Below are 13,451 nucleotides of genomic sequence, written 5' to 3'. Positions count from 1 at the left end.
TCAGATTTCCTGGTTGTAGGCGCCGACTTCCGGGTGCTTGCCGAGGCGCGGCTTCACTTCCTTGTGAAAGAGGTCCTTCATATCGGCGTCCGAGGCCATGGACTCGACGACGACGACAAGCTCCGGCTTGTTCGACGAAGCGCGCACCAGCACCCATGAGCCGTCTTCGAGCGTGACGCGGGCGCCGTTGACCGTATTCACGTCGACGATCTTCCGTCCCAGGATGGTTTCGCCTTTCAGCGCCTCATACTCGGCGACCATCTTATCGACGATGCCGTATTTCACTTCGTCGCCGCAATGGGGCGACATGGTGAGCGAGGTGTAGGCAACCCCAAGCTCACCCTTCAGGTCGGCCATGGTCTTGCCGGGGTTGCGGTCCAGCATTTCGAGCACGGCCTTGGCAGCGGTAAGGCCGCAATCATAGCCGAGGCCGATGGGCGGGCGGAAGAAGAAGTGGCCCGACTTCTCGAAACCGGCGAGCGCGCCGAGTTCGTTGGTGCGGCGTTTGATGTAGGAATGGCCGGTCTTGTAATAGTCGACCGTGGCGCCGTTTTCCTTCAGCACAGGATCGGTCTTGTAGAGGCCGGTGGATTTCACATCGACCACGAAGGTCGCGTTCTTATAGTGCTTCGAGAGATCGCGGGCGAGCATGAGGCCGATCTTGTCGGCGAAGATTTCCTCGCCGGTATTGTCGACCACGCCGCAACGGTCGCCGTCGCCGTCAAAGCCGAGTGCAACATCGGCGCCGAGCTCCTTCACGGCCTTCGACATCTCGTGCAGCATTTCTGCATCTTCCGGGTTCGGATTGTATTTCGGGAAGGTATTGTCGAGGTTGCAATCCATCTCGATCACTTCTGCGCCCATGGCGCGCAGGCAGTCGCCCGCAAAGGCGCCGGCCGTGCCGTTGCCGCAGGCCGCGATAACGCGGATCGGGCGGGAAAGTTTCACGCCCTTGGAGATGGCGGCGATGTATTTCTCGCGGATGCCGTCAATGCGCTTGATGCTGCCACCGGCCCGCTCAACGAAAGCACCGCCCATGACGATTTCCTTCAGGCGGCCCATTTCTTCCGGCCCGAACGTGAGCGGACGATTGGCGCCCATCTTGACGCCGGTCCAGCCGTTTTCGTTGTGGCTGGCGGTGACCATGGCGCAGCAGGCTGCATCAAGCTCGAACTGGCTCCAGTAGACCATCGGCGAGAGCGCCAGGCCGACATCGAGCACTTCGCAGCCGCCGGCGACGAGGCCGAGAGTGAGCGCGTTCTTGATGGGCTGGCTGATCGAGCGGAAATCGTGGCCGGTGACCACGCGGGGCGTGACGCCGAGTTCGTGGAAGAGGGTCGCCATGCCGAGGCCAAGGGCCTGGACGCCGGTGAGGTTCAGCTCGGGCGCCTTCTCGTGGCCGATACCGTTGAACCACCAGCGCGCGTCATATTCCCGGAAACCGGTGGGCTTCACCAGCGGCAGGATCTCGAATTCGAGCGTATTGGGGGCAAGGTCGGTACGCGGCTTCGGCAGCATTTGTCTCTCCGTGAAACGGGTTTGGCGCGCCAGAAGGCAGGCAGCGCGGGCTTCGCGCTCCTTTTGCAGTTTTCGCGCCATTGGGGAAGTCTGGGACTTACCGGATGGCAGAGACCTTCAGGAAGCGGGCAAGCCAGTCGGCCAGTAACGCCCCGTCGAGCGGGGCCCCGAGCGAGGCGATAGCGGCGTCCGCCTGCCCGTGCGACAATGAAACGCCCCGGCGCGCGCCGTACAGCGCGGCCGAATAGTCCGGCGAGAATTCCGGATGGCACTGGAAGGAGATGGCCGGCGCGTCATCGTATTCGAGGGCGGCATAGGGCGTGAAATCGGACCGGGCGAGTACCCGGGCGGTTGGCGGCTTCACGACGACCTGGTCCTGGTGGCTGGCAGCGACGTTCAGGGTGGGCGGACAGGGCGCGCCGCTCCAGACCGGGCAGTCGACGATCTCATAGGTGTGCCGGCCGACGCACCAGCCCTTGTCGGACTTGGTGACCTTGCCGCCAAGTGCCTCGCCCATCAGCTGGTGGCCGAAGCAGATGCCGATTTGCGGCGTGCGGGCGGTGGCGGCAGCGCGCACAAAATCCATCAACGGCGCGATCCATGGGTGGTCCTCGTACACGCCGGCGGGTGAGCCGGTATAGAGCACCGCGTCGAGCGCGGCGGGATCGGGCAGCGCCTCACCCTTGATGACCGATACGGTATCGAACGCAAGGGACGCATCGGCGGCCGCAAACATCTGCCGGAACATCGCCGGATAGTCCGGGAACTGATCACGGATGGCGGACGGCACGAGACCGGTTTCAACGATGGTCAGCTTCATGGCCACCTACTCTGCTGCGACCTCGGCGGGCTCCGGCGCGACCAGGAAGCCGCCGGACTGGCGCGCCCAGAGCTCGGCATAGAGGCCGCCCGCCTCGACCAGTTCGGCATGCGTGCCCTGTTCGACCACGCGGCCGCCATCGAGGATGATCAGCCGGTCCATGGCGGCGATCGTGGACAGGCGGTGTGCGATGGCAATCACGGTCTTGCCTTCCATCAGCTGGAAGAGATGGTCCTGGATAGCGGCTTCGACTTCGGAATCAAGCGCGGAGGTCGCCTCGTCGAGGATCAGGATCGGCGCATCTTTCAGAAAGATCCGGGCGATGGCGATACGCTGGCGCTGACCGCCGGAGAGTTTCACGCCGCGCTCACCGGAATGGGCATCGAAACCGCGCCGGCCCTTGGCGTCTTCGAGCGTTTCGATGAACTCGAGCGCGGCCGCCTTGCGGGCGGCATGCCGGATGTCGTCGTCGGTCGCGCCCGGGCGGCCATAGGCGATGTTCTCGCGGATCGAACGGTGCAACAGCGACGTGTCCTGCGTCACCACACCGATCTGTGCCCGGAGGGATTCCTGCGTGACTTTCGAAATGTCCTGACCGTCGATCAGGATGCGGCCGCCTTCGGTATCATAGAATCGCAGCAGCAGGTTGGTCAGCGTCGTCTTGCCGGCGCCCGACCGGCCGACGAGGCCGACCTTTTCGCCCGGCTTGATGGCCAGCGTGAGATTGTCGATCAGGCCGCCACCTTTGCCATAGTGGAAGGTGACGTCTTCGAAGTGGATGTCGCCGGCCACCGGCGCCAGCACAATTGCGCCGGGTGCGTCGGCCGCGACGACAGGCTTTTCAAGCATCGCCATGCCGTCATAGACGACCCCGATATTCTCGAAGAGGCCGGCGACCTCCCACATGATCCATTGCGACATGGCCTTGATGCGAAGCGCGAGCCCGACGGCCACGGCGACCGCGCCGGCACTGACGAGATCGCCCAGCCAGAGATGGATGCCGATGCCGGCAATGAGGCAGAGCAGGATCGAATTGTTGAGATAGACAATGAAGTTGAACGCCGTGACCATGCGCATCTGGCGGTACACCGTGCCGAGGAAGCCGGTCATGCTGTCGCGGGCGTAGGTTTCCTCGCGGCCGGAATGGGCGAAGAGCTTCACCGTCTGGATGTTCGTATACGAATCGACGATGCGGCCGGTCATCTCGGAGCGGGCATCGGCCTGCTGCTCGGAAATCTTGCCGAGGCGCGGGACGAACCAGCGCAGCACGAGACCGTAGATGACGGCCCACAGGAAGAGCGGCAGGGTCAGGCGCGGGTCCGCCGAGGCGACCAGGGCAACGGCCGAGAAGAAATAGACGATGATGAAGACAAAGACGTCGAGAACTTTCATCACGACTTCGCGGACCGAGAGCGAAGTTTGCATCACTTTGGTCGCAACCCGGCCGGCGAACTCGTTGCCGAAGAAACCCATCGACTGGCCGAGCATCTGGCGGTGCATGCGCCAGCGCGCACTCATCGGCACGTTGCCCATCAGCCCCTGATAGGTGATCAGCCCGCTCATCAATGTGACGAGCGGCAAGCCAATGAGGATGAAGCCCGCCATCAGGGCGAGCCGCCCCCCTTCCCGCTCCAGGAAGCCTTCACGGTTGGAGGCGGACAGCCAGTCGACAATGCCCCCGAGGAATCCGAACAACGTGACTTCGCCGATGGCGATGATTGCCGTCAGGATGGACATGACGATCAGCCACGGCACGGCATCCTGAATGTAATGCCAGACAAACGCACGCAAGCCCTTCGGCGGAACGCCGGGGCGGTTTTCCGGAAACGGATCGATGCGGCGTTCGAAGAAGCGGAACATGGAGAGCCCATTTGGCGTGGCGGGCATGAAAGAACAAGGAGGCGGCGCGATCAGGAGGCGGTCTGCGCCGCAATCCATGCCTTTACCTGCGCGTCGAGCACATCCAGCGGCACGGCGCCCTGGCCGAGCACGACGTCGTGGAAGGCCCGGATGTCGAACTTGTCGCCGAGGGCGGCTTCGGCTTCGGCGCGCAGGGACCGGATCTTGAGTTCACCGATCTTGTAGGCGGTCGCCTGACCCGGCCAGCCGATATAGCGGGTGACCTCGGTCTGGATGTTCAGCGGCGCGAGGGCCGAGTTGTCAAAGAAGCAGGCCTCGGCTTCCTCGCGCGTCCAGCCATACCAGTGCAGGCCAGTATCCGCGACGAGCCGGCAGGCGCGCCACATTTCCATCGAGAGCGCCCCGAAACGTTCGTAGGGCGTCTGGTAGACGCCCGCTTCGCCCGCAATGCGTTCGGCATAGAGTCCCCAGCCTTCGCCGAAGGCTGTGGCGTAGTAATCCTGCCGGAACCGGGGCTGGCCCTCCATTTCCTGACCGATGGAGATCTGGAGGTGATGGCCGGGAACAGATTCATGGGCCGACAGGGCCGGGAGTTCGTAAAGTGGACGCTGCTCCAGCGCATAGGTGTTGACGAGATAGCTGCCCTTGCGAGCCTCGCGGGGATCGCCCTGAACATAGCGGCCCGTGGTGTAGCCCGGCGCAATCGAGAGCGGAACGGGGTCGACCGTGTAGCCGAGGCTCGGCAGGTGACCGAAATAGAGCGGCAGGATCGCATCGATTCGGCTGGTAATCTCCTTCGCCTTGTCCATCAGCTCGGTATCGCTGTGGGGGTAGAACTGCGGATCGGAGCGCAGGAAGGCCTGGAACGCCGCAAAGCTGCCTTCGAAGCCGGTTTCAGCGATGACCGTGTCCATCTCGGCGCGGATGCGGGCGACTTCCGTCAGGCCGATGGCGTGGATTTCCTCCGGCGTGTGGCCGGCGCCCGCTGTGTGCAGGTCCACTGCAGCCGCATAAGCCTCGCGTCCACCGGGCAGCCTGGCGATGCCGGCCTCCTTGCGGGCGGCGGGGGCGTATGTGAGGTCGATGAATCGGGCGGTGTCGCGGTAGGCCTGGATAGCATTGGCGGCGGCGACCAGGCCGTCCGCCTTCAGGCGGGCGGCCGCTTCGGGCGTAATCGTGTCCGGCAGGGACAGGAACGGCGCGTACAGTTCGCTGGTGGCCGGATCGTCGACGATCTGGGCCTCGATCTGCGCACGGGTGGTGGCCAGCGGGTCTGTGTAGGCGGTCCAGCCCGTGGTAATGCCCCGCGCCATGTTTACCCGGTTTTCGGCAAAATAGCGGGGCACATCATTCAGTCTCTGGACCCAGGCATCGGCGTCCGCCTCGGACTGGATGCGCAGGCGCATCGCGGCAAACACCGGCGCCGCCTGGAAGCCCCAGTCGCCGGTGAACGGGATGCGCGCGGTATCGAAGGTTTCGGCACTGATCTCCTCGGTGAGAAGGCGCTTGAGAATCGCGGCATCGACCGTCCGGGACGTCTCGGCTGCCTCGATTTCATCCAGCAATGCCCGCGCCTTGGCCGCGCGCGCCGCGACGTCCGGTTTGCGGACATGGCCCCAGCGGGTCGGCGCGAGCCCGGCCTCCCGCGCGGCTTCGCCCGGATCGCCCGCCACCACGTAGGATTCGTACTCGGCAATAAGGGGATCAAGCGGATCGGCGACGGCCAGGGGTGCGAGGGCCAGCAAACCCGCCAGCAAAACTACCGGTTTCATTATGTCGCTCTCGCTTCAGCCTGCGTTGACACGACCATAGAGGCGCCTAGAAGGCGAGGCCAAGTGTTTTGATGGCACGCAAGGAACCGATGAATGTCCGGAACCCAGAAGGCTGATTCCCGGCCTGTCTCTCCCCACCTCCAGATCTGGCGTTTCCATGCCACGATGGCCGCCTCGATCACGCACCGCTTCACCGGCATGGCGCTCTATGGCGGCACGCTGCTGATCGCCGCCTGGCTGTTCGCGCTGGCGAGCGGACCGGACGCCTATGCGATGGTGGAAGCGGCGGCCTTCTCGATCCCCGGCCAGATCCTTCTGTTCCTCTGGGCCGTGGCCATCCTCTACCATTTTGCCAACGGCATCCGCCACCTCGTCTGGGACGGGCCCGGCGCCGGGTTCGACCCGAAAGTCGCCAGCCAGATTTCGATTTTCAACTACGTTTTCGCGATTGTCGGCGCTTCAGCGCTGATGTTCGCCGCCATGAATTCCTGAGAGGTCGCAAAGCGATGGCCGACAGCCAGTTTGTAACGCCGACAAAAGTGACACGGGGCCTTGGCGCCTCGAAAACCGGCACCAGCCACCATATCCGTCAGCGCGTCTCCGCGCTCGCGTTGATCGTGCTGGTGCCGTGGTTCCTGTTCTCGATCATGAAAGCGGCATTGACCGGGTATGACGCAGCGCTGGCCTGGGTTGCCTCGCCGCTGAACGCGATCCTGCTGGTCCTGACCGCCGGCGCGGCGTTCTATCACATGCGCCTCGGTATGCAGGTGGTGATCGAAGACTACATTGAAAAGCCGGGTACACGCGCCGCGCTCCTGATCCTCAACACCTTCTTCACCGCGGTCCTGTTCGTGGCTGTGGTGATGTCGGTGCTCCGGATCTGGACGGGCAGCTGAAGCAGACGGCGAGAGATAGGGCACACATGAGCAGCTACACCTGGACGGACCATACTTACGATGTCGTCGTTGTCGGCGCGGGCGGCTCCGGCCTTCGCGCGGCGCTCGGCGCAGCCCAGGCGGGCCTGCGCACGGCGTGCATCACCAAGGTGTTCCCTACCCGCTCGCACACCGTGGCCGCGCAGGGCGGCATCGCCGCGTCGCTGGGCAACATGAGCCAGGACGACTGGCGCTGGCACATGTACGACACGGTCAAGGGCTCCGACTGGCTCGGCGACCAGGACGCGATCGAATACCTCGTGCGCAACGCGCCGGCCGCCGTGTATGAGCTTGAGCACTGGGGCATGCCCTTCTCGCGCACCGAGGAAGGCAAGATCTACCAGCGCGCCTTCGGCGGCATGACGAAGAATTTCGGAGAGGGCCCGGTGCAGCGCACCTGCGCCGCCGCCGACCGGACTGGCCACGCCATGCTGCACACGCTGTACGGCCAGTGCGTGCGCGAGGAGACCGAGTTCTTCATCGAATACCTGGCGCTCGACCTGATCATGGATGAGGACGGCGTCTGCCGCGGCGTGACCGCGTGGAAGCTGGACGACGGCACACTGCACCGCTTCCGGGCGCAGAAGACCATCCTGGCCACCGGCGGGTATGGCCGCGCCTATTTCTCCTGCACCTCGGCCCATACCTGCACGGGCGACGGCAATGCGATGGTGCTGCGCGCCGGCTTGCCGCTGCAGGACATGGAATTCGTGCAGTTCCACCCGACCGGCATCTACGGCTCGGGCTGCCTGATCACCGAGGGTGCCCGCGGCGAAGGCGGCTATCTGACCAACTCCGAAGGCGAGCGTTTCATGGAGCGCTATGCGCCCTCCGCGAAGGACCTTGCCTCGCGCGACGTGGTCAGCCGCGCCATGACGATGGAAATCCGAGAAGGCCGCGGCGTCGGCCCCGAGAAGGACCACATCTACCTTCACCTCAACCACCTCTCGCCGGAAGCGCTGCACGAGCGCCTGCCGGGCATTTCCGAGACGGCGAAGATCTTTGCCGGCGTTGACGTGACCAAGGAGCCGATCCCGGTGCTGCCGACCGTGCACTACAACATGGGCGGCATCCCGACGAACTTCCACGGCGAAGTGCTGACCAAGAAGGGCGGCGATCCGGATTCGGTCGTGCCCGGCCTGATGGCTGTCGGCGAAGCGGCCTGTGTGTCCGTACACGGCGCAAACCGCCTCGGCTCCAACTCGCTGATCGACCTCGTCGTGTTCGGCCGCGCGGCGGGCCTGCGCTGCGGCACGACGACCGAAGCCGGCGCGCGCCAGCCCGAGCTGACCGCCAAATCGACCGAGGCGCACGTCGCCCGCTTCGACAAGATGCGCAACGCGGCAGGCGACCAGCCGGTCGCCAAGCTGCGCCTTGAAATGCAGAAAGCGATGCAGGCCAACTGCGCCGTGTTCCGCATGGGTTCGGTGCTTAAAGAAGGCGTCGATGCGATCGAGGAAGTCTACAAGAAGCTGCCGGGCATCGACGTGAAGGACCGCACGATGGTCTGGAACACCGACCTGATCGAAGCGCTCGAGTTCGACAACCTGATCTGCCAGGCGGCGGTGACGGTGAACTCGGCGGCCAACCGCGAGGAAAGCCGCGGCGCCCATGCGCGCGAGGACTTCTCCGAGCGCGATGACGCGAAATGGATGAAGCACACGCTGGCCTGGGTCGACAGCGCCGGCAAGGTGACGATCGATTACCGCCCCGTGCACGAGTACACGATGTCGAACGAGATCGAGTACATCAAACCGAAAGCGCGGGTGTACTGATTGGAACTGGTCTTCAGGCGCGGAGGGATGGATGAGCGAATACAAGTCCGTCTTCGTTCGCGCCGGGAGGCAGAAGAAGGAAGAGAAGAAACTGCTCGGCCGGGGCACAAAGCTGGTGGACGACCCGCAACAGGCGGACCTGTCAGACCTGAGTGCCCAGATCGAGACCGCCTGCAACAGGCTGCATGAAGAAGGCTATGACGTGATTTCCATACTCCCCTCCGTGAGCGGACATTCCGAAAAGGGCGTGATCAACCAGGGTGGGTATGGGTTCGGATTCAGCGTGACAGACGGCGCGATCATCACCGCCCGCCGCCGCGCCAACTAATTCAGGGATTTATTCAGGAACGCCACATGGTCCAGCTTACCCTCCCCCAGAACTCCAAGGTCCAGAAGGGCAAAACCTGGCCCAAGCCGCAGGGCGCCACGAACCTGCGCGAGTTCCGCATCTATCGTTACAGCCCCGAGGAAAAGACCAATCCGCGCTGGGACACCTATTGGGTGGACATGGACAGGGCCGGGACGATGATCCTGGACGTGTTGTTCTACATCAAGAACAATATCGACCCGACGCTGGCCTTCCGCCGGTCCTGCCGCGAGGGCGTGTGCGGCTCCTGTGCGATGAACATTGCCGGGCGCAACACGATTGCCTGCACCAAGGGCTTCGACGACCTGCCGGGCGGCGTGATCACGATCAGCCCGCTGCCGAACCAACCGGTGGTGCGCGACCTGATCCCCGACCTGACGAACTTCTATGCGCAGCATGCCTATGTGCAGCCCTTCCTGAAAACCGACTCGCCGACGCCGGAGAAGGAATGGCGCCAGTCCGAAGAGGACCGCACACAGCTCGACGGCCTGTATGAGTGCATCCTGTGCGCCTCCTGCTCGACCTCCTGCCCGTCCTACTGGTGGAATGGCGACAAGTATCTCGGCCCCGCCGCGCTGCTGCAGGCCTATCGCTGGCTGATCGACAGCCGCGACGAAGCGACCGGCGAGCGCCTTGATGCGCTGGAAGATCCGTTCAAGCTCTACCGCTGCCACACGATCATGAACTGTGCGCAGGTCTGCCCGAAGGGCCTGAACCCGGCGAAAGCCATCGCCAAGATCAAGCACATGATGGTCGAGCGGATCAGCTAGGCCGCTTCGGCGACGCGCCGTCTTTAGACGCGCGCGCCTTTGCGTTTGTTGCACGCCGCATGCGCAAGCTGGAGATTGTCCGGCTTGTCACTGCCGCCAGCAGCGCGCGGGCGGATATGGTCGAAGGTCGGGCGCTGCTTTTTCCAGAGCGAGGCGTGGGCGAGTTCAAACCGGCTTGCAGGCATCGCGAGGCCGCACAGGGCGCAGCAACCCTCCTGGGCCGCCCAGAGACGGCGGAAAAGTTCCGTATCCGGAGGCCTGAAGCTCTGGCTCACAGCCCGGCCGGCACAGGCCAGCCGCGCCGGGCGCAGGCGGCAAGCACCGTGTTGCGCAGGAGGCAGGCAATCGTCATCGGTCCGACGCCGCCCGGCACCGGCGTGATGAAACCCGCAACTTCAGCGCAGCTTTGATAGTGCGCATCGCCAACAAGCTTTGTCTTGCCTTCGCCCTTTTCGGGCGCCGGCACGCGGTTGATGCCGACATCGATGATCGTGGCGCCGGGCTTCACCCAGTCGCCGCGCACCATTTCCGGGCGGCCGACTGCGGGCACCAGAATATCGGCCGTGCGGCAGATCGCCAGCAGGTCGGCCGAGCGGCTGTGGGCGATCGTGATGGTGCAGTTTTCGGCGAGGAAGAGCAGTGCGGCCGGTTTGCCGACGAGGATGGAGCGGCCGATCACGACGGCATGCTTGCCGGAGAGATTGTCGCCGAGCGCGCGCTTGGCGAGGATGACCGAGCCGACCGGTGTGCAGGGACGAAGGCCCGGCTTGCCGAGGCTGAGACGGCCGGCTGAAACTTCGGTGAGGCCGTCGACGTCCTTGTCCGGATCGATCTGCTCAATGGCGGCGTCGGCATCGAGGCCTGCTGGTAGTGGCAGCTGAAGCAGGATGCCATCGACGCCGGGATCGGCATTGAGCCTGGCGATCAGGGCTTCGACCTCTCCCTGGCTGGCGGTAGCCGGCAGGCGGTGGTGGTGCGAGATCATGCCCGCCTCAGCCGTCGCCTTCACCTTGTTGCGGACGTAGACCTCGCTGGCCGCATCTTCGCCGACGAGGACGACCGCAAGGCCGGGCTTGCCGGGCAGCGTTGCCACCGCGCGCGCCACAGAGGCCCGCACATCGGCTGCAACCGCACTTCCATCAATCCGAACCGCGCTCATCTGCCAGCCAGCCCTCTATCACGTCCGCCAGATCCGGCGGGCCATCGATCTGGAGGCCTTTTATCCGAGTCTTGCCGCCGGTCACCACCTTGACCGCAGACTTCGGCACGCCGAGCGCTTTTGCCACAACCGACTCGACCGCTGCATTGGCGGCGCCGTCTTCAGGACGGGCGCGCACGCGCACTCTCACGAAGACGCGCCCGGCATCATCCGTCCCCCTGCCCTCGATCCGGTCGGCCGAGGCGCCCGGCTGGACACGCACGGCAAGCCGGTGAAGCATCAGAACGGGGCGAGCGAGTAGCCGTAACGCAGGATGACCTGCTGCAGGAAGAAGATGATCAGCAACACGATGAGCGGCGAAATATCGAGGCCTGACATCGCGGGCAGCATGTTGCGGATCGGCCGGTAGAGCGGCTCGGTCAGCCGTTCGAGCGCCCCCCAGATGGAGGCGACCACCGAATTGCGCGTGTCGATCACCTTGAACATCACGAGCCAGGACAGGATGGCCTGGATGATGATGATCCAGCTGGCGATGTTGAGGATCTGGTAGAGGACGTCGAGGATCGCTTTCATGCGGCGGGGTCGCTCCGGAAACTGGGTCTGAACTTGAGGATCACTTAGGGTGTAACCACCCCTTACGGCAAGGTTCGGCCCGTTGATTGTCCCAAGGGAAGGGTTTGGCAAGGGGGGATTACCGCCCTAGCTTCGCCTCCTGAACACCGGGGCGCACGCATGGATTCCAACGACACGCCGCTGCATCCGCTGTCGAGCTTCCAGCGGAACATGCTGATGCTGGCTACCATTGCGATGGGGGCGGGCATGAGCATCAACTTCGTGGTGGTGGCGCCGCTGACCCGCAAGGCGGGCCTGGGTGAACTGGAAGTGGCCGGAATCCTGACGCTGTCGACCCTGCTCTATGCCGTGATGATCCCCCGCTGGGGCCGGATCGCCGACCGGGTGGGCCGCAAACGGGTGATGGTGTTCTCGCTGTGCGCCATGGGCCTGACGAACATGGCCTTCCTTTTCGCGCTGGATGCAGGCCTGAAGGGCGTGATTGCCGGCACGTCGCTGATACTGACGCTGATCTTCGTCAGGCTCTGGTTCGGCCTTCTTTCGCCCGGCCTGCAACCGGCCTCGATGGCGGCGATGACGGATGCCACAACGGTCCACAACCGGGCCGCGGGCCTCGGCATGCTGGGCGCGGGCATGAGCATCGGGTCGATCCTCGGCCCCGCAGGCGCAGCGGCGCTCGCCCCTTTTGGCGCGCTTGCGCCGCTCTGGGGTTCGATCGTGCTCTGCCTCGCGGTTGCAGCCTTGCTCGCCTTCAGCCTGCCGAAAACCGTGCCGCGCCCGCGCGACTCGGCCCGGCCGAAGCCGCTGGCGATGACCGATCCGCGCGTTCGCCCGCACCTGGCATTCCTCGTGTCCTATTTCATCGGTGTGGGCATGGTGCAGCAGACGCTCGCCTGGTTCATCGAGGATCGCTATCGGCTCAACGAAACCCATGCGGAGACTGCGGGTCAGGCAGCGGTGCTCTATACCGGGATCGCTTTCGCCTGCATGGCGGTCGCCACGATTGCGGTCCAGTTCGGCTACATCGCACGGGTGAAGCCGGATCCGAGACGGATCCTTCCCATCGGGTTGGCGCTTGTGTGCGCCGGTTACATTTCGGCTGACACCTTCCTCGCCTTTCCCGCGCTCTGCCTCAGCTTCCTGATGGTGGGCACCGGGTCGGCGCTGGCGATTCCGGCAGCCAATGCGCTTGGCAGCCTGTCGGTCAGCCGGTCGGAACAGGGCGCCGCCGCCGCGCTACTCTCGGCCGCGCCGCCGGCCGGGTTCATTTTCGGCCCCCTGATCGGCGCGGGCCTCTATCAGCTGAACCATGCCTTTCCGATGATCGCCTCGGCCATCCTTGTCGGCGTACTGGCCGTCTATGCCTGGCGGGTGACGGGCAAGCAGCCGCTGCCGCAGGGCTAATCCATATCCGGCGGCGTCTTTCCGAAGGCAAGGACAGCGCCGGGCAGGGTCACCGACAGAAGACCCAGGCCCCAGAAAATTGCGTTCCAATGGTCGCCTGTGGACGGGCGCCAGAGATCAAGCTTTCCAGCCTCCGCCATGTCGGTCGTCAACATGATGTAAATCAGCCCAAGCAGCACGGCGGACGAAAACACCGAGTGCTCGTAGAAGGCCGCCTTGTTGCGGTCCGCCCGCTCACGTTCGTCCAGTTCACTTTCCGCCTCCTGTGCCTGCCGCTGCAAGCTTGAGCCGGCCAGCACCGCGAACATCATCAGCGACGCGGCAACCGCAATCAGGCCGGCAACCGACAAGGCCGTTCCGCCCCCCCAACTTTCCGGGAGCAGCTGCAAGATGCAGCCAACCGGATACAGCGTGTAGAGGCCAACAATCAGACCCCGGATGACCGGCGTGGACATCTGGCGGCCAGAAGGCCGGGATTTCGAACGGATATACATCGTT

Annotated in this window: 15 protein-coding genes; 6 read left to right on the top strand and 9 right to left on the bottom strand. The window is 64.5% G+C overall.

The window, feature by feature from the left end; all coding sequences use genetic code 11:
* The 4 genes from GC148_RS14995 to GC148_RS14980 form a co-directional block, all read right to left on the bottom strand.
* Positions 1-1,518: a phosphomannomutase/phosphoglucomutase gene (locus tag GC148_RS14995; RefSeq protein ID WP_291072010.1), complete on the bottom strand. Its 1,518-nt coding sequence runs from the start codon at positions 1,516-1,518 to the stop codon at positions 1-3.
* 97 nt (positions 1,519-1,615) lie between these two features.
* Positions 1,616-2,338 carry a gamma-glutamyl-gamma-aminobutyrate hydrolase family protein gene (locus GC148_RS14990; protein ID WP_291072008.1) on the bottom strand — a complete coding sequence of 241 codons (723 nt, stop codon included), beginning with the start codon at positions 2,336-2,338 and terminating at the stop codon, positions 1,616-1,618.
* A gap of 6 nt (positions 2,339-2,344) precedes the next feature.
* Complete coding sequence (locus GC148_RS14985) at positions 2,345-4,198, bottom strand: ABC transporter ATP-binding protein (RefSeq protein WP_291072006.1); 1,854 nt, start codon at positions 4,196-4,198, stop codon at positions 2,345-2,347.
* Between the two features lie 50 nt (positions 4,199-4,248).
* On the bottom strand, positions 4,249-5,970 hold the full coding sequence (locus GC148_RS14980) for a DUF885 domain-containing protein (protein ID WP_291072004.1): 1,722 nt from the start codon (positions 5,968-5,970) through the stop codon (positions 4,249-4,251).
* Positions 5,971-6,063: 93 nt separating this feature from the next.
* On the opposite strand from GC148_RS14980, the gene sdhC reads away from it, so the two are divergent.
* From sdhC to GC148_RS14955, 5 genes are read left to right on the top strand one after another with little or no spacing between them, the layout of a single operon-like run.
* Positions 6,064-6,462 (top strand): succinate dehydrogenase, cytochrome b556 subunit, encoded by a 399-nt coding sequence (gene sdhC, locus GC148_RS14975; protein WP_291072002.1) that lies wholly within the window; start codon positions 6,064-6,066, stop codon positions 6,460-6,462.
* Between the two features lie 14 nt (positions 6,463-6,476).
* Positions 6,477-6,866 carry a succinate dehydrogenase, hydrophobic membrane anchor protein gene (sdhD, locus tag GC148_RS14970; RefSeq protein WP_291072000.1) on the top strand — a complete coding sequence of 130 codons (390 nt, stop codon included), beginning with the start codon at positions 6,477-6,479 and terminating at the stop codon, positions 6,864-6,866.
* 26 nt (positions 6,867-6,892) lie between these two features.
* Complete coding sequence (gene sdhA, locus GC148_RS14965; RefSeq protein ID WP_291071998.1) at positions 6,893-8,680, top strand: succinate dehydrogenase flavoprotein subunit; 1,788 nt, start codon at positions 6,893-6,895, stop codon at positions 8,678-8,680.
* Positions 8,681-8,711: 31 nt separating this feature from the next.
* Positions 8,712-9,008: a hypothetical protein gene (locus GC148_RS14960; RefSeq protein ID WP_291071997.1), complete on the top strand. Its 297-nt coding sequence runs from the start codon at positions 8,712-8,714 to the stop codon at positions 9,006-9,008.
* Between the two features lie 26 nt (positions 9,009-9,034).
* Positions 9,035-9,817 (top strand): succinate dehydrogenase iron-sulfur subunit, encoded by a 783-nt coding sequence (locus GC148_RS14955; RefSeq protein WP_291071996.1) that lies wholly within the window; start codon positions 9,035-9,037, stop codon positions 9,815-9,817.
* Between the two features lie 23 nt (positions 9,818-9,840).
* Here GC148_RS14955 and GC148_RS14950 read toward each other — a convergent pair whose 3' ends face one another.
* From GC148_RS14950 to GC148_RS14935, 4 genes are read right to left on the bottom strand one after another with little or no spacing between them, the layout of a single operon-like run.
* Positions 9,841-10,092 carry an HNH endonuclease signature motif containing protein gene (locus GC148_RS14950; RefSeq protein WP_291071994.1) on the bottom strand — a complete coding sequence of 84 codons (252 nt, stop codon included), beginning with the start codon at positions 10,090-10,092 and terminating at the stop codon, positions 9,841-9,843.
* Entirely contained in the window at positions 10,089-10,976 is an 888-nt protein-coding gene (gene folD / locus GC148_RS14945; RefSeq protein ID WP_291071992.1) for a bifunctional methylenetetrahydrofolate dehydrogenase/methenyltetrahydrofolate cyclohydrolase FolD, read from the bottom strand. The genes GC148_RS14950 and folD overlap by 4 nt, the downstream gene beginning before the upstream one ends.
* Positions 10,957-11,256 (bottom strand): DUF167 domain-containing protein, encoded by a 300-nt coding sequence (locus tag GC148_RS14940; protein ID WP_291071991.1) that lies wholly within the window; start codon positions 11,254-11,256, stop codon positions 10,957-10,959. The genes folD and GC148_RS14940 overlap by 20 nt, the downstream gene beginning before the upstream one ends.
* Positions 11,256-11,549, bottom strand: a complete 294-nt coding sequence (locus GC148_RS14935) for a YggT family protein (protein WP_291071990.1) — start codon at positions 11,547-11,549, stop codon at positions 11,256-11,258. The genes GC148_RS14940 and GC148_RS14935 overlap by 1 nt, the downstream gene beginning before the upstream one ends.
* 159 nt (positions 11,550-11,708) lie before the next feature.
* Between GC148_RS14935 and GC148_RS14930 the strand changes: the two genes are divergently transcribed.
* Positions 11,709-12,953 carry an MFS transporter gene (locus GC148_RS14930; protein WP_291071988.1) on the top strand — a complete coding sequence of 415 codons (1,245 nt, stop codon included), beginning with the start codon at positions 11,709-11,711 and terminating at the stop codon, positions 12,951-12,953.
* Here the strand turns inward: GC148_RS14930 and GC148_RS14925 are convergent.
* A complete protein-coding gene (locus tag GC148_RS14925) occupies positions 12,950-13,447 on the bottom strand; it encodes a hypothetical protein (protein ID WP_291071987.1) in 498 nt (165 codons plus the stop codon). The two genes, GC148_RS14930 and GC148_RS14925, sit on opposite strands and share 4 nt — an antisense overlap.
* Positions 13,448-13,451: the final 4 nt, after the last annotated feature.

Source organism: Hyphomonas sp. (genome assembly GCF_016125515.1).
Classification (GTDB): domain Bacteria; phylum Pseudomonadota; class Alphaproteobacteria; order Caulobacterales; family Hyphomonadaceae; genus Hyphomonas.
Note: the sequence above shows the minus strand (reverse complement) of the source record. Positions and strands in the feature narration are given on the sequence as shown.